Genomic DNA, 19464 nt, shown 5'->3' with positions numbered 1-19464 from the left:
CATTGACGCCATCTCCTGACAGGCTACCTTTGATCCATGAGCGGGTTGAAGCGAGCCATCAATCCCATGCCGGATGACGTGCGTGCCCTACTTGATGCGCACGCACTGGCGCAAGCCTATGCCGAGCGTCCGGCCTATCAACGCAACGACTATCTCGGCTGGATCGCCAGTGCCAAACAGCGCAAGACGCGGCAAAGGCGCATCGACCAGATGCTGGACGAATTGCAGCGCGGCGGCGTCTACATGAACATGGCCTGGCGCGGGTGAATCCTGCCTGCTTCCATTTGGAGACTGAATTCCATGACGGTTTCGCATGCCAGCGCTCCCATCTTGGAAACGGAGCGAACGGTCCTTCGCCCGCACAAACTCGAAGACTTCGACGCGTATTGCGCCATGGGGGCCGATCCGGCCTTTTTCCGCTTCATCGGCGGCAGGGCAAGGACTCGCGAGGAAAGCTGGCAACGCCTGCTGAGGCACGCAGGCATGTGGTCGCTGATTGGCTTCGGTTTCTGGGCCATCGAGGAAAAAGCCAGCGGCCGCTTTATCGGGGAAGCCGGGTTGCATGATTTGAAACGCGACCTTGTGCCTTCGATCGAGGGGGTTCCCGAGGCAGGCTGGGGCTTTGTCTCCGATGTTCACGGCAAGGGAATTGCCACGGAGGTGGTCAACCGATTTGTTGCCTGGAGTGATGAGGTTTTCGGTCCGTCACGCACCGTTTGCATCATCGATCCTGAAAACGGTGCGTCGCTGAACGTTGCGCAAAAATGCGGCTATCGGGAAGTGCTGCGCACCGTCTACCACGAGCACGATACGATCCTGCTCGAAAGGAACAGCCTCAACTGACCTGCTTGGAAGCCCGAGGCGAACAACACCGCTCATCGGGCTTTTCCTCGCATTTCTCGCCACCTCGAACGCCCTTCCAGTCAAATTGACAGGTCCTGACGCTGGCGTCACTCGTTCGCGAGTTTTGCCTTTGCGTGTTGGGCCGCCTCGTCGAGATCATGCGCGTCGTTGCCGAAGGCGCGTGTCGCGCGCGCCGCCGCCGCTAGTAGTGGAGGGGTCATGCGCCGCAGGAAGGCTTCATCGACCCGCGAGCGCGGCCCAGCCAGAGTCATGGCTCCCAAGAGTGCGCGGCCCGGACCGAAGACCGGTGCTGAAATACCTGAGGTCTCCGGGTCACGGTCGCCGACCGACAGCCAGCAAAATGCCGAGCGGATAGCGTCGTATTCTGCACCCGGCTCGCCTGAAAAGGCCGACAGCACCCGTCCGCCGGAGCCGGCGCCAAGCGGCAGGATGTCGCCTTCGCGCACCGTATAGCGGATCGGGTGTTTGGACTCGACCCGATACAGGCACGTTCTGACGTCGCCGGCGCGGACATAGAACGCGACGCTTTCCCAACTCAATTCCGCCAGATCGCGCATGACGGGCAGCAGGACATCAGCCGTCACGACCGAGCGCTGATAAAGGGTTCCGAGCCGAAACGCCGCCTGGCCTACGCGGTAACGGCCGTCGTCCGATCGTTCCAGCAATTGTCCCCGCAACAGGGACCTGCAAATCCGCAGGATTGTACTTTTGTAGAAGCCCGTGCGCGCCGCGATCTCTGCAAGGCCGAGCGAAGGCTCGGACGCCGTGAAGGCGCCAAGTATGGCGATGGCGCGGTCCAGGGCCGCGACGCCGTCGCTCGGCGGCTGTGTGACGGGTTCGGATTTGCGGGACACGCTCATGTCGTTTCCTCGGGTTCTCATACTTTTCCTGCAAATAAATCATTCTGTCCAGCAGAATGATGTTGCGCTTGACAGAATGCAGCCGAGATTGCACAATTTTTGACGACGCGCCCTATCGCGGGTACGTTTCGAAGGCGCCGGCAGGAGGCGCCGCAGATTGGAGGAACCTCATGTTGAATAGACGCCGTTTTCTGGCTGGCACCGCTATGGCGGGCGTAGCCGGGCTGGTAGCATCGCATTCCACGCTCGCACTTGCGCAAAATGCGCCGCAGCTTTCGATCTTCGTGCCCGCCGCGCCGGGAGGCGGCTGGGACCAGACGGCCCGCACGATGGATCAGGTCATGCGCAAGGAAAACCTGATCTCGGGTTCGCAGATCACCAATGTCGGCGGCGCCGGCGGTGCGGTTGGCCTGCCGCAGTTCGTCAGCCAGTGGAACGGCAAGGGCAATTCGCTGATGGTGGCGGGCATGGTCATGGTTGGCGCCTTGCTGACCAACAAGTCGCCAGTCACGCTGGACCAGGTAACGCCGATTGCGCGTCTTACCGGCGAATTCGAGGCGATCGTCGTTCCGGCGGCCTCGCCGTTCAAGACGGTGCAGGATTTCGCAGCCGCACTTAAGGCGGACCCGACCAAGGTTCCCGTCGCTGGCGGTTCCGCCGGCGGATCGGATCACATCCTGTTCGGCCTCATCGCCAAGACCGTCGGCGTTCCGGCGACCAGCCTGTCCTACGTGCCGTTCGCCGGGGGTGGGGAGGCGCTGGCGGCCTTGCTTGGCAATCAGGTCGCGGCAGGTATTTCCGGCTATGGCGAGTTTGCCGAGCAGGTGAAGGCGGGAACGCTGCGGCTGCTCGCGGTTTCGTCCGGTGAGCGCCAGGAAGGTATCGATGCGCCGACACTGAAAGAGTCCGGCATCGACGTCGAACTGTTCAATTGGCGCGGCGTCTTTGCACCTCCCGGTGTTTCGGACGACGACAAGGCGGCCATGGTCGCGCTGGTTGAGAAGATGGCTGGTTCCGCAGCGTGGGCGGAAGAGTGCAAGAACCGCAATTGGTCGTCCATTCTGCTTACCGGTGACGACTACGCCAAATTCCTTGCCGAGGATACGGCGCGCATTCAAACGATCCTGAAGGATCTTGGCCTCGCTTAAGCATATTGCCGGGGCGGCTTCACGCCGCCCCGCGTTCTCTGTCTTGCAATCGCCAGGCGATGCGTCGTCCGGCTTCGTCGGTCCGGCGCCAGACACTGAGCCAAGGCGCGGTCGTCATGGGAGGTGAGAATGAGCAACGGCGAACAGCCTGCCGTGCGTCCGCGACTTGCGGTTCCTGAACTCCTGATTGGCCTCGGCATGCTGGCGGCCTCGGGCGCCGCCCTTTGGCAAACCCTGGCGATCCCGGTCTCCCCGCTTTACTCGAAGGTAGGCCCGACCGTTTTTCCGTATATAACCACCCTCGGCATGACGGTGCTTTCCCTGCTGCTGGTCTTGAAGGCTGTGCGCGGCGGGTGGCAGCCCGAGGAAGAAAAAGAGACCCCGACCGACTGGAAGGCCATGGGCTTCGTCGTCGCGGGCCTGATTGCCAATCTGGTCCTCATACAGCCCCTCGGCTTCACCGTGGCATCCGCGGCGATGTATGTGCTTGTCTGTTACGGTTTCGGCAGCCGCAATCCATTGCGCGATGTGCTGATCGGACTGGTGCTGGCACTCGCCGCCTATTTCGGCTTTGCCAAGGCGTTGGGCGTCAATATCGGCGCCGGCTTCATCGAAAACCTGCTGGGAGCCTGATGCATGGACACTCTCAGCCAGCTTGCACACGGCTTCACTGTTGCGTTCACGCCTGTCAACCTGCTGTGGTGCCTGCTTGGCACCACGCTTGGCACGGCCATCGGCGTGCTGCCCGGCCTTGGCCCTGCGCTCACCATCGCGCTGTTGTTGCCCATCACCTATCAGGTGGCGCCAGAAGCTTCGTTCATCCTGTTTGCCGGCATCTACTACGGCGCCATGTATGGAGGCTCGACCACCTCGATCCTGCTCAACACGCCCGGTGAAAGCGCCACCATCGTCACGGCGCTGGAAGGCAACAAGATGGCCCGCTCCGGCCGTGGCGGGGCGGCATTGGCGACATCCGCCATTGGCTCCTTCGTGGCTGGCACCATCGGCACGCTCGGCGTCGCCTTCCTTGCACCCGTCGTTGTCGGGATCGCGCTGGCTTTCGGACCGGCCGAATATTTCTCGCTCATGGTTCTGGCCTTCATCACCGTCTCTGCCGTGCTCGGCTCTTCGGCAGTGCGCGGCCTCACCAGCCTGTTCATCGGTTTCGTCATCGGGCTGATCGGCATCGACCTGCAGACGGGGCAGCCGCGTTTCACCTTCGGCTCGACGGAACTGCTCGACGGGGTGGACGTCATCATCGGCGCGGTCGGGCTCTTTGCGGTTGGCGAAACGCTTTACGTCGCTTCACGCCGCTATGCAGGCAAGGACGAGATCGTTCCGCTGCGCGGTTCGCTCTATATGACCGCGCAGGAATGGAAACGTTCATGGAAGGCCTGGATCAGAGGCGCCTTGATCGGCTTTCCCATCGGCGCAATGCCGGCGGGCGGCGCAGAAATCCCGACATTCCTGTCCTATGCGCTGGAAAAGAAGCTTTCCAAGCACAAGGAAGAATTCGGCACGGTGGGCGCCATTGAGGGCGTCGCAGGCCCGGAAGCCGCAAACAACGCCTCGGCTGCCGGCGTGCTGGTGCCGATGCTGACGCTCGGCCTGCCGACATCGGCGACGGCGGCCATCATGCTCTCGGCATTCCAGAGCTACGGCATCAATCCCGGGCCGCTTCTTTTGACCACGCAGGGCAATCTGGTCTGGGGCCTGATCGCCAGCCTGTTCATCGCCAACGTCATCCTCGTCATCCTCAACCTGCCGCTGATCGGCCTGTGGATCCGGCTGCTTAAAATCCCTGCTCCGCAGATGTATGCCGGCATTCTGGTGTTCGCCACGGTCGGCACCTACGGCATATCGCGTTCGGTGACCGACCTGGTGGTGCTCTATCTGCTTGGGGCGGCAGGGTTCCTGATGCGGCGTTTCGACTTCCCCACCGCCCCGGTCATCATCGGCATGATCCTCGGTCCGCTGGCGGAAGCGCAGTTCCGCCGCGCCATGACCATCGCCAATGGCGATTGGACGGTGTTCTTTACCCAACCCCTGTCGTTGTCGCTGCTTATCCTTGCGGCACTCGGCATGCTCGGGCCGATGGTCTGGTCCTATTTCGACCGCAAGCGCATGCGCGGGCCTGAGAATGTCCCCGGCGACGCCTGAACGGTGAATTGAAGTGATCGACCTGCTTTCCGGCATCCGTGTCCTCGACCTGACCAATGTATTGGCAGGGCCTTATTGCGCTTATCAACTGGCGCTGCTCGGGGCCGACGTCATCAAGGTCGAAGCGCCGTCCGGCGGCGATCTCGCCAGGCAACTCGGTGCTTCGCCCAAACTCAACGAAGCCCGGATGGGCGCTTCCTTTCTGGCTCAAAACGCCGGCAAGCGCTCGGTCGTGATCGACCTGAAGAATGCCGCCGACCGCGACCGTTTCCTCGACCTTGTCGCCACGGCGGACGCGCTGGTCGAGAATTTCCGGCCCGGCGTCATGACGCGGCTTGGCCTTGGCTACGAGGCGCTGAAAGAGGTGCGGCCCAGTCTCGTCTATTGCGCGATTTCGGGCTTCGGACAAACCGGCCCGATGCGCGACAACCCGGCCTACGACCAGATCATCCAGGGCCTGTCCGGCATCATGAGCATCACCGGCACGCCGGAGACGGCGCCGCTGCGTGTCGGCTATCCGGTAGCCGATACGCTGGGCGGCCTGGTCGGGGCGTTTTCGATTGCGGCAGCCTTGGTGCGGCAGAAGGCGAGCGGGAAGGGCGCCTTCCTCGACGTGTCGATGCTGGAATGCACGCTGTCGGCGCTGGGCTGGCCGGTCTCCAACTATCTCACCGCCGGTGTCGATCCGCGCCCGATGGGCAATGACAACATGACGGCCGCCCCTTCCGGCACGTTCCGCACGGCCGAGGGGCTGCTCAACATTGCGGCAAACAAACAGGAGCAGTTCGTTGCGCTTTGCCGCCTCATCGGCGAGCCGGAACTGGCCGAGGACCCCCGTTTTTCCGAGCGCGAGATACGCAAGCGCAACCGCAAGGCGCTGACCGAGCGGATCGAAGCCGCTCTTGCGGTGGCGCCGGCGGCGGTGTGGGAAGAACGGATGAACCGGGCCGGCATTCCGGCTGGCCGGGTCCTCACGATCCCGCAGGTGCTTATCGAGCCGCAAGTGGTCGAGCGGCAGCTTACGACCCGTTTCGAATCCGTTGCCGGTGTCGATGGCCCCCTGACTGTCGTACGCGGCGGGGTGCTCGTCGACGGAGATGCGCCGTCGCCGGCCATGCCGCCGCCGGCACTTGGCCAGCATATGGACGAGATATTCTCGAATTTGCCGAAGCGCGGCGAGGCGTCGGCATGAGTGAACAGGACAAGGACGCAGGCCGTGCGCACGGCGAGGGGTGGTGGGAAACGTCCATCATCGAGATGTACCCCGGCGTCATCCGTCTGCGCGGCTATGAAATCCAGGATCTCATCGGGCGCGTCAGCTTCCCGGCAACGATCTGGCTGATGCTGCGCGGCGAACTGCCGAGCGAGGACCAGGCGGACCTTCTGGGCATCGCCTTGGCGGCGGCGGTGGATCACGGCCCGCAGGCACCCTCGATTGCCATTGCCCGCATGGCGGCAACCTGTGGAGTCGGCATCAACAGCGCCATGGCCTCGGCCATCAATGTTCTTGGCGACGTGCATGGTGGGGCTGGCGAACAGGCGCTGTCGTTCTACGGAGATATCGCCGCTGCGATGGACGCCGGAACAGCGATCGAGCAGGCTGTCGTCGCTCGGCTCGACCGGTTCTTTGCCGAGGAGCGCGGCTATGTGCCGGGCTTTGGCCATCGCTTCCATCCGGTCGACCCGCGTGCGCCGCGCCTCCTGGAAGTTACGCGCGATTTTGCCGCTCGCGGTGTCGTCGGCGGCCGCTTCGCCGCCATTGCCGAAGCGATCGAAGCAGAAATCTCGCGCCGGAAAGGCAAGACGATCCCGCTCAATATCGACGGTGCCACAGCCGTCATCTATGGCGAGCTTGGTTTCCCGCCGCCGCTGACGCGCGGCCTGTTCGTTCTGTCGCGCTCGGTCGGCATCCTTGCCCATGCGTGGGAACAGTCGCAACGCGGCGAGCGCAACAAGGGGCCGCTGCCGCGCGAGTGGCTCTGGGCCTATACCGGCGCGCCGAAGCGCCCGCTGCCGCAAGACGACGCTTCCGGCTGAACGGACAGGCGCTTCGGTGCTGTGCATAAAAACAAGCACTTGGAGCGCGCCAGCGAACTGAAAGATCGCGACGCGCTCAAGCCTGCTGCCTGTGGTCAGGTTGTCGGTGCAAGGGCCTCGTCGCGGTCGCCTTCACGGACACGGGTCGGAAGACCGATCCGGCCAAGCAGATCCAGGAATGGCCGCGGCGGCAGTTCCTCGATATTGGCCATTTTCCTCACGTCCCATTCGCCTGTGGCAATCAGCATGGCCGCCGCCACCGCCGGCACGCCTGCGGTGTAGGAAATGCCTTGGGAGCCGACTTCCTCGAATGCCTCCTTGTGATCGGCGACGTTGTAGATGAAGACCTCGCGCTCCTTGCCGTCCTTCATGCCCTTGACCAGGTCGCCGATGCAGGTCTTGCCCGAATAATTAGGCGCCAGCGAGGCCGGATCCGGCAGCACGGCCTTCACCACCTTGAGCGGCACCACTTCGAGCCCCTCAGCGGTCGTGACTGGCTGCTCCGACAAGAGGCCGAGGTTCTTGAGCACGGTGAAGACGTTGATGTAATGGTCGCCGAAGCCCATCCAGAAGCGGACATTCGGCACGCCCAGGATCTGCGAAATCGAATGCACCTCGTCATGGCCGGTGAGGTAGCTCTGGCTCGTTCCAACCACCGGCAGGTCCCAATCCCTGCGGATTTCGAACATCTTGTTCTCGGTCCACTTGCTGTCCTGCCACGACCACACACGGCCGGTGAACTCGCGGAAATTGATCTCCGGATCGAAATTCGTCGCGAAGTAGCGGCCATGGCTGCCGGCGTTGATGTCGATGATGTCGATGGAATCGACGCGGTCGAAATAATCGTCAACGGCAAGCTTGGCATAGGCGTTGACGACGCCCGGATCGAAGCCGGCGCCGAGGATGGCGGTGATGCCCGCCTTCTCGCACGCCTCGCGCCGCTTCCATTCGTAGTTGGCATACCATGGCGGCGTTTCGCACACCTTGGCAGAGTCCTCGTGAATGGCGGTATCGATATAGGCGGCGCCTGTTTCGATGCAGGCGGTCATCACCGACATATTGAGAAAGGGCGAGCCGACATTGATGACGATTTCAGCGCTCGTCTTCTTGATCAGCGCCTTGGTTGCCTCGACATCCATGGCGTCAAGCTGGTGCGCCTCGATGGCGCCGCCTGTCTTGAAGCTGTTCTTGTCCCGGACGGATTGCGCCATCTTCTGGCACTTCGCAAGGGTGCGCGAGGCGATATGGATGTCGCCGAGCACATCGTTGTTCTGCGCGCACTTATGCGCCACGACCTGCGCCACACCGCCAGCGCCGATTATGAGCACGTTCTTTTTCATTCCGGGGGACAATTCCTTCTTGGTTGGGGGAGTGCCTGCGTGTTTCACGCAATTGCAGGCGGAAAGCCGTCTCCTAGGACAGGCTCTGCTCGTAGTCCGCGAAGGTGAACTCGCGAACGACCTTGATCGATCCGTCGATCTCGCGGATCGCGATCGCCGGCATTTTCACGCCATTGAACCAGTTCTTCTTGACCATGGTATAACCGGCGGCATCCTTGATCGAAATGCGGTCGCCGACCTTCAGTTCGTTCGGGAAGGCGAATTCGCCGAACACGTCGCCCGCCAGGCACGACTTGCCGCACACCATGTAGCTGTGCGGCCCTTCGTTCGGGGCGACCTTGGCGCTTTCGCGGTAGATCAGCAGATCGAGCATGTGGGCTTCGATCGAACTGTCGACGATGGCCAGTTGCTTGCCGTTGTAGAGCGTATCCAGCACGCTGACCTCCAGCGTCGTGCTGTTGGTGATCGCAGCTTCGCCGGGTTCCAGGTACACTTGCACGCCGAAGCGGTCTGCAAAGGCCTTCAGGCGCTCGCAGAAGGCGTCGACCGCATAGCCTTCTCCGGTGAAATGGATGCCGCCGCCGAGGCTGACCCAGTCGGCGCGCTTCAGCAGCGGCCCGAATTTCTCCTCGATCTGGCCGAGCATGCGGTCGAACAGGGTAAAATCCGTGTTCTCGCAATTGTTGTGGATCATGAAGCCGCTGATGCCGTCCATGACCGCTTCGACCCTGGCGGCATCCCATTCACCCAGGCGGCTGAACGGACGTGCGGGATCGGCGAGATCGAAAGTGGAGGACGAAATGCCGGGATTGAGCCTCAACCCGCGCGCAATGGCGCCAGTCCGGCCTTCGAAACGCTGCAACTGGCCGATGGAGTTGAAGATGATCTTGTCCGCATTGGAGACGACCTCGTCGATCTCGTTGTCGGCATAAGCGACACTATAGGCGTGCGTTTCGCCTCCGAACTTTTCGCGGCCGAGCTTGACCTCGAACAGCGAAGACGATGTCGTGCCGTCCATGTAGTCGCGCATGAGGTCGAAAACAGACCATGTCGCGAAGCATTTCAGGGCAAGAAGAGCCTTGGCGCCGGATTGCTCGCGTATGCGCGCAATGGTCTCCATGTTCTTGAGCAGCCCGGATTTGTCGATCAGGTAGTATGGGGTGGTGATCATCGAGGTTCCGTTTGAAGGAAGAACGAGTATGCCGGCTGTCGCGTCGGCCGTGCCGGACACGGATAGGGTGCGAGATTTCCGTACAATGTTAAGGCTGGTTCCGGTTACGCCGGAACGTCTGGCGTCAAGTCAGACGCTTGACCTGGCGGAATTTGGCTGCGAGCAGCGAGGCTCGAGCCGCCTTGTGGCGTATACCTTCATCATGGCGCGCCACCCTAAGGGTCCGGCCGCCCATGTCAAGGATGGAAGGGGCCATGGTGCCGCGACTTAAAGCGCGTTGCGCCTGAAAGGCCTCGCTTTACGCATGCTTAGAGCGCGTCGCGATCTTTCAGATTCGCCGGCGCGCTCTAAGTGTTTGTTTTTATGCATGTCGTTATCCCGAAATCGGTTCCCACTCTCGGGCGACATGCTTAGAGTTCTTCGGGCACTTTCAATGTCTTCATCAGTGTCGACAGGTCGGGCTCATCGATCAAAGTGGCTGCCTGCGGGGCGGACAGCCACGCGCGCTGGCGCTTGGCCGTCTCCTTCCATTTCGACAATTCCTCCTGGACCTCCAGCAGGTAGACGGTGACATCGACGCGCACGAAGCCTGCCGGCAAGCGTTTCCAGTAAGAATAGCTGCCCGCCGGGGCCTTGAGCGTCTTGCCGGCAACTCCGGCTTCCTCCAGCGCTTCGATCGTTGCCGTCTTGCGCCCGCTCTTACCCTTCATCGGCCAACCCTTCGGCACGATGAAGCGCTTCGTCTCCCGCGAGGTGACCAGCATCACCTCGATCTCGCCGGTCTCGCCGATCCGGAACGGAATGGCGGCCACCTGGCGGACCCTTTGTCCCTTCTTGGCCTTGCGGATCGCACGTTTCTTGGGTGTCGGCATTAGCTGTCTCATTTTGCCGTGCTTATAGCGCACGGTTCTGTGTCATCGGAACAAGGCGATTCGGCTTTGTTTCTCGCGCGATAAGATAGACGGCTAATGAATTCAGGCAAGCCGGTGCGTCAGCGGCATTTCTTTACGTAGCTGTTGCCGAACACTTCGATCCGGCAGTTCAGCCCCAGCGCCGGTACTTCGGGGCGCTGCACTTGCGGCGGCACGACCTGCTGCCTGTCTTGCTGGCGGAACTGTTGCTGCTGCTGCTGGAATTGCTGCCGCTGCAGCCGGTTCTGCAGGATCATCATCTCGGTTGTGCGATCCTGAGCGCCTATTGTGCCCTGATTGATCGCGGGCAGCGGTTCCGTCGCTCCGGGCCCGGCCGTAGCCGGCAACAGGGCGAGGGCTGCTGAAAGAACAATCGCCAGCTTGTGGGTTCGTGACATGGCCGATCCGTCGCTATTCTTGTTGTATGTAGGGACATCTCGCGCATGTTCCAGTCGCAGGTTGTGCGTTCCGAGTCTACGGTAGAAGAATCTTGTGGCTTGCGGCTTCGGTGGGCTTCAAAAAGAAAAAGGCCACCCCTGAGGGGTGGCCTTTCTACAGTTGTTACTTTTGCTACCGCTAATCAGTTAGCAGCCGCTTCAGCGCAAGCCTCTGCATCGCCAACGCACGTTGCGATTTTGCCGAACTGCGTATTGAGCGAAGAGCCGAGCGCGCCGGCGCCGACGATGATGGCCAGAGCGATCAGGGCAGCGATGAGGCCGTATTCGATTGCCGTGGCGCCCGACTCGTCCTTGGCGAAACGCGAAAGAAGCTTGGTCATGACAGTATTCCTTTTGCCCAGGTTGTGACTTCCGTAGACGGTCTCTTGTCGAACCGTGGCCCAACCATGCCGGGAACCAATTTCGGTTGCGTTAAAAGGAATGGTAAAGGAATAGTTGTGGCTGTGCGTGCTTAACAAATGCCGAACAATGCGGCTGCTTTTCTAAGCAAATAAAGTGGTTGAGGCTGATATGGCCGACCACGCAACCATTGCGATTTCGGCGTTCACTGCGCTATCGGACGCCTTGGCGTAAATAAACGGCTGAGGGGCCGTGCGCTTTAAGCGGTTGCCAGTGCGGGCCGACGCCTGCGAACCGCCAAGCGCGCGCAAACAACTGCAAAGGCGAATACGGCCATGCCAGCCGGAATGTCGGCAAGGTGATGGCCACCATGAACGAGAACAGCCGGTAGTACGATGAGGTTGATGACCAGATAGGGCGCAAACAACCACCGCACATTGCGCGCATAGTAGGTGGCCGCGAATGCTAGCACGATGTGGAAAGACGGGAACGCGATCAATCCGCGGAGTTCGTTCGGACTGAGAAAAGGCGCGCCATTTTTCAATAGCGCCAGGATTTCCGCGCCATAGTCAGGACCGACTATTGGCCGGACGGTATGCAGAGTTTGCGCTGGAAGGTCATAAAATGCGCTCGGACCGAGGCTAGGAAACAGACCCCAAAACATCACGGAGATTGCTCCAGCCGTGACCACGGTGACCATCAACGCCTGCAAATCGTCAAGACGGGAACTCAGGCCAAGCACCACGAGCAGCAGTGCAATCTGCGGCAAGGTAGATGCATAGGAAAGGCGCATGAATTCGTTGAACCACGGATGGTGCGCGGCCCATCCGAGCATTCCCGGCCAATCAAAACCGAGTGCGGCATCGACCTGCATGAGCCAGTGGTCGATCGTCGGGTTGGAGTTCGGCGTCAGCAGATAATTGAACAGCGACATGACCGCTGTGAAAGCAATGAAAAGCCCGGCACTGGTCGCCACAGCGCCGATGGTGTCGCTGCGTCCCGACCGGCGATAGAAAAGACCCAGAACCAAAAGCGCCGTCACCAGTCCGGCAAGCGTTCCGTAGGCAATAAAATCGACCTTCGAACCGCGCAGCAGGATCAACGCGACATCGATCAGTGCCGCAGTCGCAGTCACCCTGAAGACGAAAACCTCTGCCGGAAGAAGATGCGTCGTTGCCGGTTTCATGGCCTTGCTTTGCACAAGAAACTCAAGAATTCGCTAATTGATGCGCTGTCGGCCTGACCGGATGACAGCTCAATTTCTCGTCTGGACGATTGCACCTGGGCGTCGTCCGCCATATCTGTCTATCCGAAACAGACATTGGAAAGATCTGGATGTTTCGCTTTGTGTTCCGGTTGGCCGCGATGGTTTCGCTTTCGATTGCCGTCATCATGGCGGTGCTTGATGCGACGCGCACTGTCGCCGCCTCGCAATTGGTGCTGACGCCGCTCAAAACGAGCTGGAACGCCGTGTCGCCGCAGACGATGGCTGCCGCGGAAATGTTCGTGCGCGAAAAGTTGTCGCCGATTTTGTGGGACATGGGTGCCAACTGGCTGCTCAGCCTGCCGGGCTTTGCCGTTTTCTGTGGCCTTGCGCTGCTTTTCTATGCCGTCGGCTACAGGCGCGAGCGGGCCGCCGGGCGATACGCTGCGACTTGATATCTTTCCGGTGCCTCGGCACAACGAAAGGAAGACCGCGATGTTTTTTCTAAGCGACATCTTGAACAAGAAGCTCGCCTTGCCGAAAGCCGGTGAGGCGCTGCCCGGACGTGCCAAAGCCATTCCGACAGCGGCGAAACACTATGTATCCAAGCACCCGCTCAAGGGGCCATATCCGGACGGGCTGGAGGTGGCCCTGTTCGGCATGGGATGTTTCTGGGGCGCCGAGCGGCTATTCTGGCAAACCGAAGGTGTGTGGGTGACGGCGGCGGGGTATGCCGGCGGTTTCACGCCCAACCCGACCTATCAGGAAACCTGCACAGGTTTGACCGGTCACGCCGAGGTCGTGCTCGTTGTCTTCGATCCCAAGATCGTCTCCTACAGCGAACTGCTCAAGTTGTTTTGGGAAAGCCATGACCCGACGCAGGGCATGCGCCAGGGCAATGACGTCGGCACGACCTACCGTTCGGCGATCTTTACCTATGGTGAGGCTCAACATCAGGCGGCAATCGCCTCGCGTGACGCGTATGAGACGTCACTGCGCAACGCCGGTCGCGCCAGGATCAGCACCGAGATTTCACCGGCGCCCGAATTCTACTTCGCCGAGGAAGAACATCAGCAATATCTGGCCAGGAATCCGAACGGCTATTGCGGACTGCAGGGAACGGGCGTGTCCTGTCCGATTCCGGCTTCCGCCCCTGCCTGAATGTTATTCGGATAACACCGGGTCGCCGTTTGGCAATCCGTTGGCGGTGATTTTCCAAAAGGTCAAAAATTCCGGATGAATTTTGTTTGCGGCCATGCCAGATTGACTTTGGCAGGGGCCGCAAGCTCCCGCCCAAGCGGCGTGCCGGCGCGGAAACGACCGACACGCTGCACGACAACGGAAAAACAACCGACAGGGTGTGGACCACATGAAACGCATCGTCCTCGGCCTTTTGGCCGCTACAGCCATGATTTTCCCGGCCTTTGCCGCAGACATCCAGCCGGCTCTGCTCTACGATCTCGGCGGAAAATTCGACAAATCCTTCAACGAGGCTGCCTTCAACGGCGCCGAGAAGTTCAAGACCGAAACCGGCATTGCCTATGTCGAGTTCGAGGTCTCCAACGCCTCGCAGCGCGAGCAGGCGCTGCGCCGCTTTGCCGAGGACGGCCGCAGCCCGATCGTCATGGCCGGCTTCTCCTGGGTGGATTCCCTGAAGAAGGTTGCCGCCGAGTATCCCGAACTCAAGTTCGCGATCATAGATGACGCGGTCGACCTGCCCAACGTGCGCTCGCTGGTGTTCAAGGAGCATGAAGGCTCCTATCTGGTCGGCGTCATGGCTGCGATCGCTTCCCAAAGCAAGAAAGTCGGCTTCATCGGCGGCATGGACATTCCGCTGATCCGCAAGTTCGGCTGCGGCTATGTCGGTGGCGCCAAGGCTGCCGGCGCGACCGAGGTGATCCAGAACATGACTGGCGATACCCCGGCGGCATGGAACGACCCGGCAAAGGGCGGCGAAATCGCCAAGACCCAGATCGATCAGGGCGCGGATGTCATCTATGCCGCAGCTGGCGGCACAGGCGTCGGCGTTCTGCAAGCTGCGGCTGATGCCGGCAAACTCGGCATCGGCGTCGATTCCAACCAGAACGGTCTGCAGCCCGGCAAGGTGCTGACCTCGATGCTCAAGCGGGTCGACGTTGCCGTCTACAACTCGTTCATGGATGCCAAGGACGACAAGTTCACCGCCGGTCTCAACAACCTTGGCCTCAAGGAAGGTGGCGTCGACTATGCTATGGACGACAACAACAAGGACCTCGTCACGGCCGACATGAAGGCCGCTGTCGAAAAGGCCAAGGCCGACATCATCGCCGGTACGGTCGAGGTTCACGACTACACCTCGGACAGCGCCTGCCCTTACTGACCGCAATTGTGTTGAGGCGGACCGCCGGGATCGTTCCCGGCGGTTTTCGTTTGCCGGAGTGCCGATGTTTACGGCGCGCGACTGGCGCTCATAATTTCCCTACGAGATAGCCGAGGGCGAACATCAGGATCAGGCCCAGCGCCACGATCGGGCCAAGCTTGCCACCCGTCGGGCGAAGACCCGCACCGTGGACCCCGTGGCGCAGGCTGGAGATTGGCGGCCTGACGGCCGCGCCGTTTGCACTGGCCCCCTGGGCGCCGGCTTGAACCTGCGGCAATTCCGATATCCGCTGGAGAATGGCACGCCACCCCGCATCGGCTTGATTGGCAGGCGTTTCGCCGAGGTCGAATACATGCGCCCGTTCGGCCAGTTGCAACACGGCGTCGCGAAATGCCGGGTCGATCTCGAGATCGCGCTCGGCGCGTTCCCTCTCTTCATCGTCCAGCAGGCCAAGCACATAATTGCCGGCCCGCCTGATGCGGTCGCGTTCACCTGTCATTGCGGTTGTCCCCCCAACGCGCGACAAGTCGCGCGTTTTACCAATGAGGCGGTTTCGTTACCGGTATCTCACCGGCCGACTGCTCTTCCAATTCCAGGAAGCGCTCCGTCAGCGCGTTGAGCTTATGCTGCAGGCGTTCGATCACTTTCCATTGTTCGGCTATCTGGCCGGATAGCTCTTCGATGGCTTTTTCCTGTTCGGCGGACCGGATTTCCAGCGCCGTCTGTCGGTCGTCTGTCGTGATCATCCGCTTATTCCCTTGTCTTGTCATCTGCCCGGCACAAAAGAGCTATCGGTGCGTCCTGCGCAAATATCACGACAGGGTGTGGTGAGGGAAATTGACAAGCGGTCCGCCTTTTGTCGAGAGTGGGCATGATTGGCATGCTAGTCATTTTGACCAAGCGATAAAAACAATGGGAACGCCCGCATGGGACAGGCCGCCATCGAATTGATCGGCATCAACAAGAGCTTTGGCGCTGTCCATGCCAATCGCGACATTAACCTCGAAATCCCGCGCGGAACCATCCATGGCATCGTTGGCGAGAATGGGGCCGGCAAGTCGACCCTGATGTCGATCCTGTACGGCTTCTATCAGGCCGACAGCGGCGAGATCCGGGTCAACGGCCAGCCGACGACGATCAGGACTTCCAACGACGCCATCGCGGCCGGCATCGGCATGGTCCACCAGCACTTCATGCTTGTGGAGAACTTCTCGGTTCTGGAAAACATCATCCTCGGAGCCGAAGGCGAAGCGCTGCTCAAGAAGAGCATCGCCAAGGCGCGTTCCGAACTCGATCGATTGGAGCGCGAATACGGGCTGGAGGTCGATCCCGATGCGATCATCGAGGAACTGCCGGTCGGCATCCAGCAGCGCGTGGAAATCCTGAAAGCACTCTATCGCGGCGCTGAAATCTTGATCCTCGACGAGCCGACGGGCGTTCTCACCCCGGCCGAGGCCGACCATCTGTTCCGCATCCTCAAGCAGTTGAAGGAGCAGGGCAAGACCATCGTCCTGATCACCCACAAGCTGCGCGAGATCATGGCGATTACCGACAATGTCTCGGTCATGCGGCAAGGCACCATGGTGGCGACCCGTCAGACGAAGCAGACGACTGTCGAGGAACTGGCCGAACTCATGGTCGGGCGGCGCGTCCTGCTTCGGGTGGAAAAGGGTGCGGCCAATCCTGGTGGCGTCAAGCTCGCGGTGAACAATCTCGTCGTGCGGGACCAGCGCGGCGTCACCATGGTGGATGATGTCTCTTTCGAGGTGCGCGCTGGCGAGATCGTCGGCATCGCCGGTGTCGCCGGCAACGGCCAGTCCGAACTGATCGAGGCGATTTCCGGGATCAGGCGCGCGGTCTCGGGCACCGTCCTGCTCGACGGCAAGCCGATCGACGTGACCGGCACAGCCGATCCCGGCGAATTGCGCGACCGTGGTCTTGCCCATGTGCCGGAGGACCGCCATCACGTCGGGTTAGTGCTGGCCTTCGAGGAGAACGAGAATTCGATTCTCGGCTATCACGACGATGTACGCTACCTGAAAGGTTTCCTTCTCGATGTCGACGCCATTCGAAACGATGCGAAATCCAAGATCGACGGCTACGATATCCGTCCACCCGACTGTCGGCTGAGGACCGCCAATTTTTCCGGCGGCAACCAGCAGAAGATCGTGCTGGCGCGCGAGATGGAGCAGGACCCCGGCGTTCTCATCGTCGGCCAGCCGACGCGCGGCGTCGATGTCGGCGCCATCGAGTTCATCCACAAGCGTCTCATCGCCATGCGCGATCAGGGCAAGGCCGTTCTTCTGATTTCGGTCGAACTCGACGAGATCCGTTCGCTGTCCGACCGTATCGTGGTGATGTTCGCCGGCCGTATCGTCGGCGAGCGCGGCCCGGAGGCGAGCGAAGGCGAACTTGGCCTGCTCATGGCCGGCGTCGAACAACTGGAGGCTGCGGAGTGAGCACCCCTTACGCCAAGCTTCCCGCCTGGGCCGACTATGGGCTCATTCCGTTGATCAATCTTCTGGTCGCTTTCCTCGTCGCCGGCTTCGTCGTGCTTCTGGTCGGCGAGAATCCGTTGCGGGCTGCCGCTATCCTCGTCGAAGGGGCGTTCGGACGCGGGCAGGGCATTGCCTTTACCCTCTACTACGCCACGACCTTCATCTTTACCGGCCTTTCCGTGGCGGTGGCCGTGCATTGTGGCCTGTTCAACATCGGCACCGAAGGGCAGGCCTACATCGCCGGCCTTGGTGTCGCGTTGGTGTGCCTGACATTCGATGCCACCTTGCCGTGGTGGCTGACCTTTCCGCTGGCCATCCTGGCGGCTGCGGCTTTCGGCGCGTTCTGGGCATTGATCCCCGCCTACCTGCAGGCAAAGCGCGGCTCCCACATCGTCATCACCACCATCATGTTCAACTTCATCGCCGCCTCGATCATGGTTTATCTACTGGTCGGCGTGTTGAAGCCGGCGGGCTCGATGGCGCCGCAGACGCGCATTTTCCTCGAAGGCGCTCAGTTGCCGAAGCTCAACTGGATCATCGAGCTGTTCGGCGCCAGGGTGCGCTCGGCTCCGCTCAATATTTCCTTCCTGCTCGCTCTGGTCATGGCCTTCCTGACATGGGTGCTGATCTGGCGCACGCGGCTCGGCTACGAAATCCGCACCTATGGGTTCAGCCCCAAGGCTGCACGCTATGCCGGCATTTCCGAAACGCGCATTATCGTCATCACCATGATGATTTCGGGTGCGCTGGGCGGCATGATGGCGCTCAACCCGACCATGGGCGATCAGCACAATGTGGCGATCGATTTCGTCGCCGGTGCCGGTTTCGTCGGCATTGCGGTGGCGCTGATGGGCCGCTCGCATCCCCTCGGCGTCGTACTGGCGGCGATCCTGTTCGGTATGCTTTACCAGGGCGGGGCGGAACTCGCCTTCGAAATGCCGGCGATCAGCCGCGACATGATCGTCATCATCCAGGGGTTGGTCATCCTGTTTGCCGGAGCGCTCGAACATATGTTCAGGCCGTCGATCCAGGCGCTTTTCGCCTCGTTCAGTCCCAGGTCGGTCGGCATGGCTCCGGCCAAGGGAAAGGGGGCGTAGGATGGATATCTTCAACGCCGTTATCCAGACGCTCGATTCTACGCTGAGGCTGTCGGTGCCGCTGCTGCTTGCCTGCCTCGCCGGCCTTTATTCGGAGCGCTCCGGCATTTTCGACATCGGGCTGGAAGGCAAGATGCTGGTCGGCGCTTTTGCAGGCGCGGCGGCTGCCTCCGTGTTTCATTCGGCCTTTATCGGCCTTGGCATGGCGATCCTCATCTCCATTGCCTTTGCGATGATCCATGGCTTCGCCTCGATCACCCATCGCGGCAACCAGATCGTGTCGGGCGTGGCCATCAACTTCATCGCAGCCGGGTCGACCGTCATTCTCGGGCAGGCGTGGTTCCACCAGGGTGGCCGCACGCCGGCTCTGTCCGAAGGCGAGCGGTTTTCGTCAATCACCTTGCCCGGCGCCAATGCGGTCAAGGACGTGCCGGTCATCGGTCAGCTCTATTCCGAACTTTTGTCGGGGCATTCGCTGATCGCCTATATCGCCTTTGCCATGGTTCCGATCACTTGGTGGGTGCTCTACCGCACGCGCTTCGGTTTGCGCCTGCGCGCGGTGGGCGAGAACCCGGCCGCCGTCGATACCGCCGGCATTTCGGTGACGTGGCTGCGCTATCGTGCGCTTTTGTGCACCGGCGTGCTGACCGGGCTGGCAGGCGCCTATCTGTCGATGACGCAGAATGGCGGCTTCGTGAAGGACATGACTGCCGGCAAGGGCTATATCGCACTTGCCGCACTCATCTTCGCCAAGTGGAAGCCGGTCAACGCGATGTTCGCTTGCCTCCTGTTCGGCTTCCTCGACGCATTGGCGATCCGTCTCCAAGGCACGCCCTTACCGATCATCGGCAAGGTGCCGGTGCAGTTCATGCAGGCGCTGCCCTACATCCTCACCGTCGTGCTTCTGGCCGGCTTCATCGGCAAGGCGATCCCGCCGCGCGCCGGCGGCGTGCCCTATGTGAAGGAGCGGTAAGCATGATCCCAAAAAGGGGATGCCGGCTTTTGGTCAAGATCATGC

22 protein-coding genes are annotated in these 19464 nt (G+C 61.3%); 13 read left to right on the top strand and 9 right to left on the bottom strand.

Features of this window, described 5'->3' with window-relative positions; genetic code table 11:
- Positions 1-36: 36 nt before the first annotated feature.
- The gene (locus ASD64_RS05810; RefSeq protein WP_056102122.1) at positions 37-267 is read left to right on the top strand and encodes a YdeI/OmpD-associated family protein; all 231 of its coding nucleotides are present in this window, start codon (positions 37-39) and stop codon (positions 265-267) included.
- Between the two features lie 33 nt (positions 268-300).
- Positions 301-843 carry a GNAT family N-acetyltransferase gene (locus ASD64_RS05805; protein WP_156460027.1) on the top strand — a complete coding sequence of 181 codons (543 nt, stop codon included), beginning with the start codon at positions 301-303 and terminating at the stop codon, positions 841-843.
- A 107-nt stretch (positions 844-950) separates the two neighbouring features.
- Here the strand turns inward: ASD64_RS05805 and ASD64_RS05800 are convergent, their stop codons facing one another.
- A complete protein-coding gene (locus ASD64_RS05800; RefSeq protein ID WP_056102115.1) occupies positions 951-1724 on the bottom strand; it encodes an IclR family transcriptional regulator in 774 nt (257 codons plus the stop codon).
- A 206-nt stretch (positions 1725-1930) separates the two neighbouring features.
- On the opposite strand from ASD64_RS05800, the gene ASD64_RS05795 reads away from it, so the two are divergent.
- The 5 genes from ASD64_RS05795 (at position 1931) to ASD64_RS05775 (ending at position 7069) form a co-directional block, all read left to right on the top strand.
- A complete protein-coding gene (locus ASD64_RS05795; RefSeq protein ID WP_413813583.1) occupies positions 1931-2872 on the top strand; it encodes a Bug family tripartite tricarboxylate transporter substrate binding protein in 942 nt (313 codons plus the stop codon).
- Between the two features lie 129 nt (positions 2873-3001).
- Entirely contained in the window at positions 3002-3505 is a 504-nt protein-coding gene (locus tag ASD64_RS05790) for a tripartite tricarboxylate transporter TctB family protein (RefSeq protein WP_056102109.1), read from the top strand.
- 3 nt (positions 3506-3508) lie between these two features.
- Positions 3509-5032 (top strand): tripartite tricarboxylate transporter permease, encoded by a 1524-nt coding sequence (locus tag ASD64_RS05785; protein ID WP_056102107.1) that lies wholly within the window; start codon positions 3509-3511, stop codon positions 5030-5032.
- A gap of 13 nt (positions 5033-5045) precedes the next feature.
- On the top strand, positions 5046-6224 hold the full coding sequence (locus ASD64_RS05780; protein ID WP_056102105.1) for a CaiB/BaiF CoA transferase family protein: 1179 nt from the start codon (positions 5046-5048) through the stop codon (positions 6222-6224).
- On the top strand, positions 6221-7069 hold the full coding sequence (locus ASD64_RS05775) for a citryl-CoA lyase (protein ID WP_056102102.1): 849 nt from the start codon (positions 6221-6223) through the stop codon (positions 7067-7069). The genes ASD64_RS05780 and ASD64_RS05775 overlap by 4 nt, the downstream gene beginning before the upstream one ends.
- 95 nt (positions 7070-7164) lie before the next feature.
- Here ASD64_RS05775 and ASD64_RS05770 read toward each other — a convergent pair whose 3' ends face one another.
- The 6 genes from ASD64_RS05770 to ASD64_RS05740 form a co-directional block, all read right to left on the bottom strand.
- Entirely contained in the window at positions 7165-8409 is a 1245-nt protein-coding gene (locus tag ASD64_RS05770) for a saccharopine dehydrogenase family protein (RefSeq protein ID WP_056102099.1), read from the bottom strand.
- A gap of 73 nt (positions 8410-8482) precedes the next feature.
- Positions 8483-9580: a carboxynorspermidine decarboxylase gene (gene nspC / locus ASD64_RS05765; RefSeq protein ID WP_056102213.1), complete on the bottom strand. Its 1098-nt coding sequence runs from the start codon at positions 9578-9580 to the stop codon at positions 8483-8485.
- 410 nt (positions 9581-9990) lie between these two features.
- The gene (locus tag ASD64_RS05755; RefSeq protein WP_056102091.1) at positions 9991-10452 is read right to left on the bottom strand and encodes an NUDIX hydrolase; all 462 of its coding nucleotides are present in this window, start codon (positions 10450-10452) and stop codon (positions 9991-9993) included.
- A gap of 119 nt (positions 10453-10571) precedes the next feature.
- A complete protein-coding gene (locus ASD64_RS05750) occupies positions 10572-10889 on the bottom strand; it encodes a hypothetical protein (RefSeq protein WP_056102088.1) in 318 nt (105 codons plus the stop codon).
- Positions 10890-11071: 182 nt separating this feature from the next.
- On the bottom strand, positions 11072-11269 hold the full coding sequence (locus ASD64_RS05745) for a Flp family type IVb pilin (protein ID WP_056102087.1): 198 nt from the start codon (positions 11267-11269) through the stop codon (positions 11072-11074).
- 278 nt (positions 11270-11547) lie between these two features.
- Positions 11548-12474, bottom strand: coding sequence for a phosphatase PAP2 family protein (locus ASD64_RS05740; RefSeq protein WP_082549867.1), 927 nt, complete (start codon positions 12472-12474; stop codon positions 11548-11550).
- Between the two features lie 149 nt (positions 12475-12623).
- Between ASD64_RS05740 and ASD64_RS05735 the strand changes: the two genes are divergently transcribed.
- The 3 genes from ASD64_RS05735 to ASD64_RS05725 all read left to right on the top strand — a co-directional run bounded on the left by ASD64_RS05735 (position 12624) and on the right by ASD64_RS05725 (position 14851).
- Positions 12624-12947 carry a hypothetical protein gene (locus ASD64_RS05735; protein ID WP_056102203.1) on the top strand — a complete coding sequence of 108 codons (324 nt, stop codon included), beginning with the start codon at positions 12624-12626 and terminating at the stop codon, positions 12945-12947.
- Positions 12948-12987: 40 nt separating this feature from the next.
- Entirely contained in the window at positions 12988-13653 is a 666-nt protein-coding gene (gene msrA / locus ASD64_RS05730) for a peptide-methionine (S)-S-oxide reductase MsrA (RefSeq protein ID WP_056102200.1), read from the top strand.
- A gap of 208 nt (positions 13654-13861) precedes the next feature.
- Positions 13862-14851 (top strand): BMP family lipoprotein, encoded by a 990-nt coding sequence (locus ASD64_RS05725; RefSeq protein WP_056102084.1) that lies wholly within the window; start codon positions 13862-13864, stop codon positions 14849-14851.
- Positions 14852-14939: 88 nt separating this feature from the next.
- Here the strand turns inward: ASD64_RS05725 and ASD64_RS05720 are convergent, their stop codons facing one another.
- On the bottom strand, positions 14940-15350 hold the full coding sequence (locus ASD64_RS05720) for a hypothetical protein (RefSeq protein WP_056102081.1): 411 nt from the start codon (positions 15348-15350) through the stop codon (positions 14940-14942).
- A gap of 37 nt (positions 15351-15387) precedes the next feature.
- Positions 15388-15594 carry a SlyX family protein gene (locus ASD64_RS05715; RefSeq protein ID WP_200957803.1) on the bottom strand — a complete coding sequence of 69 codons (207 nt, stop codon included), beginning with the start codon at positions 15592-15594 and terminating at the stop codon, positions 15388-15390.
- 183 nt (positions 15595-15777) lie between these two features.
- On the opposite strand from ASD64_RS05715, the gene ASD64_RS05710 reads away from it, so the two are divergent.
- The 3 genes from ASD64_RS05710 to ASD64_RS05700 are packed head-to-tail and all read left to right on the top strand — an operon-like array spanning position 15778 to position 19419.
- Positions 15778-17310 (top strand): ABC transporter ATP-binding protein, encoded by a 1533-nt coding sequence (locus tag ASD64_RS05710; RefSeq protein WP_056102076.1) that lies wholly within the window; start codon positions 15778-15780, stop codon positions 17308-17310.
- A complete protein-coding gene (locus ASD64_RS05705; RefSeq protein WP_056102073.1) occupies positions 17307-18446 on the top strand; it encodes an ABC transporter permease in 1140 nt (379 codons plus the stop codon). Before ASD64_RS05710 ends, ASD64_RS05705 begins: the two co-directional genes overlap by 4 nt.
- Before the next feature lies 1 nt (position 18447).
- On the top strand, positions 18448-19419 hold the full coding sequence (locus ASD64_RS05700) for an ABC transporter permease (RefSeq protein WP_056102070.1): 972 nt from the start codon (positions 18448-18450) through the stop codon (positions 19417-19419).
- The last annotated feature ends 45 nt before the right edge of the window (positions 19420-19464 follow it).

This window comes from Mesorhizobium sp. Root157, assembly GCF_001427385.1.
Lineage (GTDB): Bacteria > Pseudomonadota > Alphaproteobacteria > Rhizobiales > Rhizobiaceae > Mesorhizobium.
The sequence above is the reverse complement of the archived record's forward strand: the minus strand, read 5'-3'. Positions and strand labels throughout refer to the sequence as shown.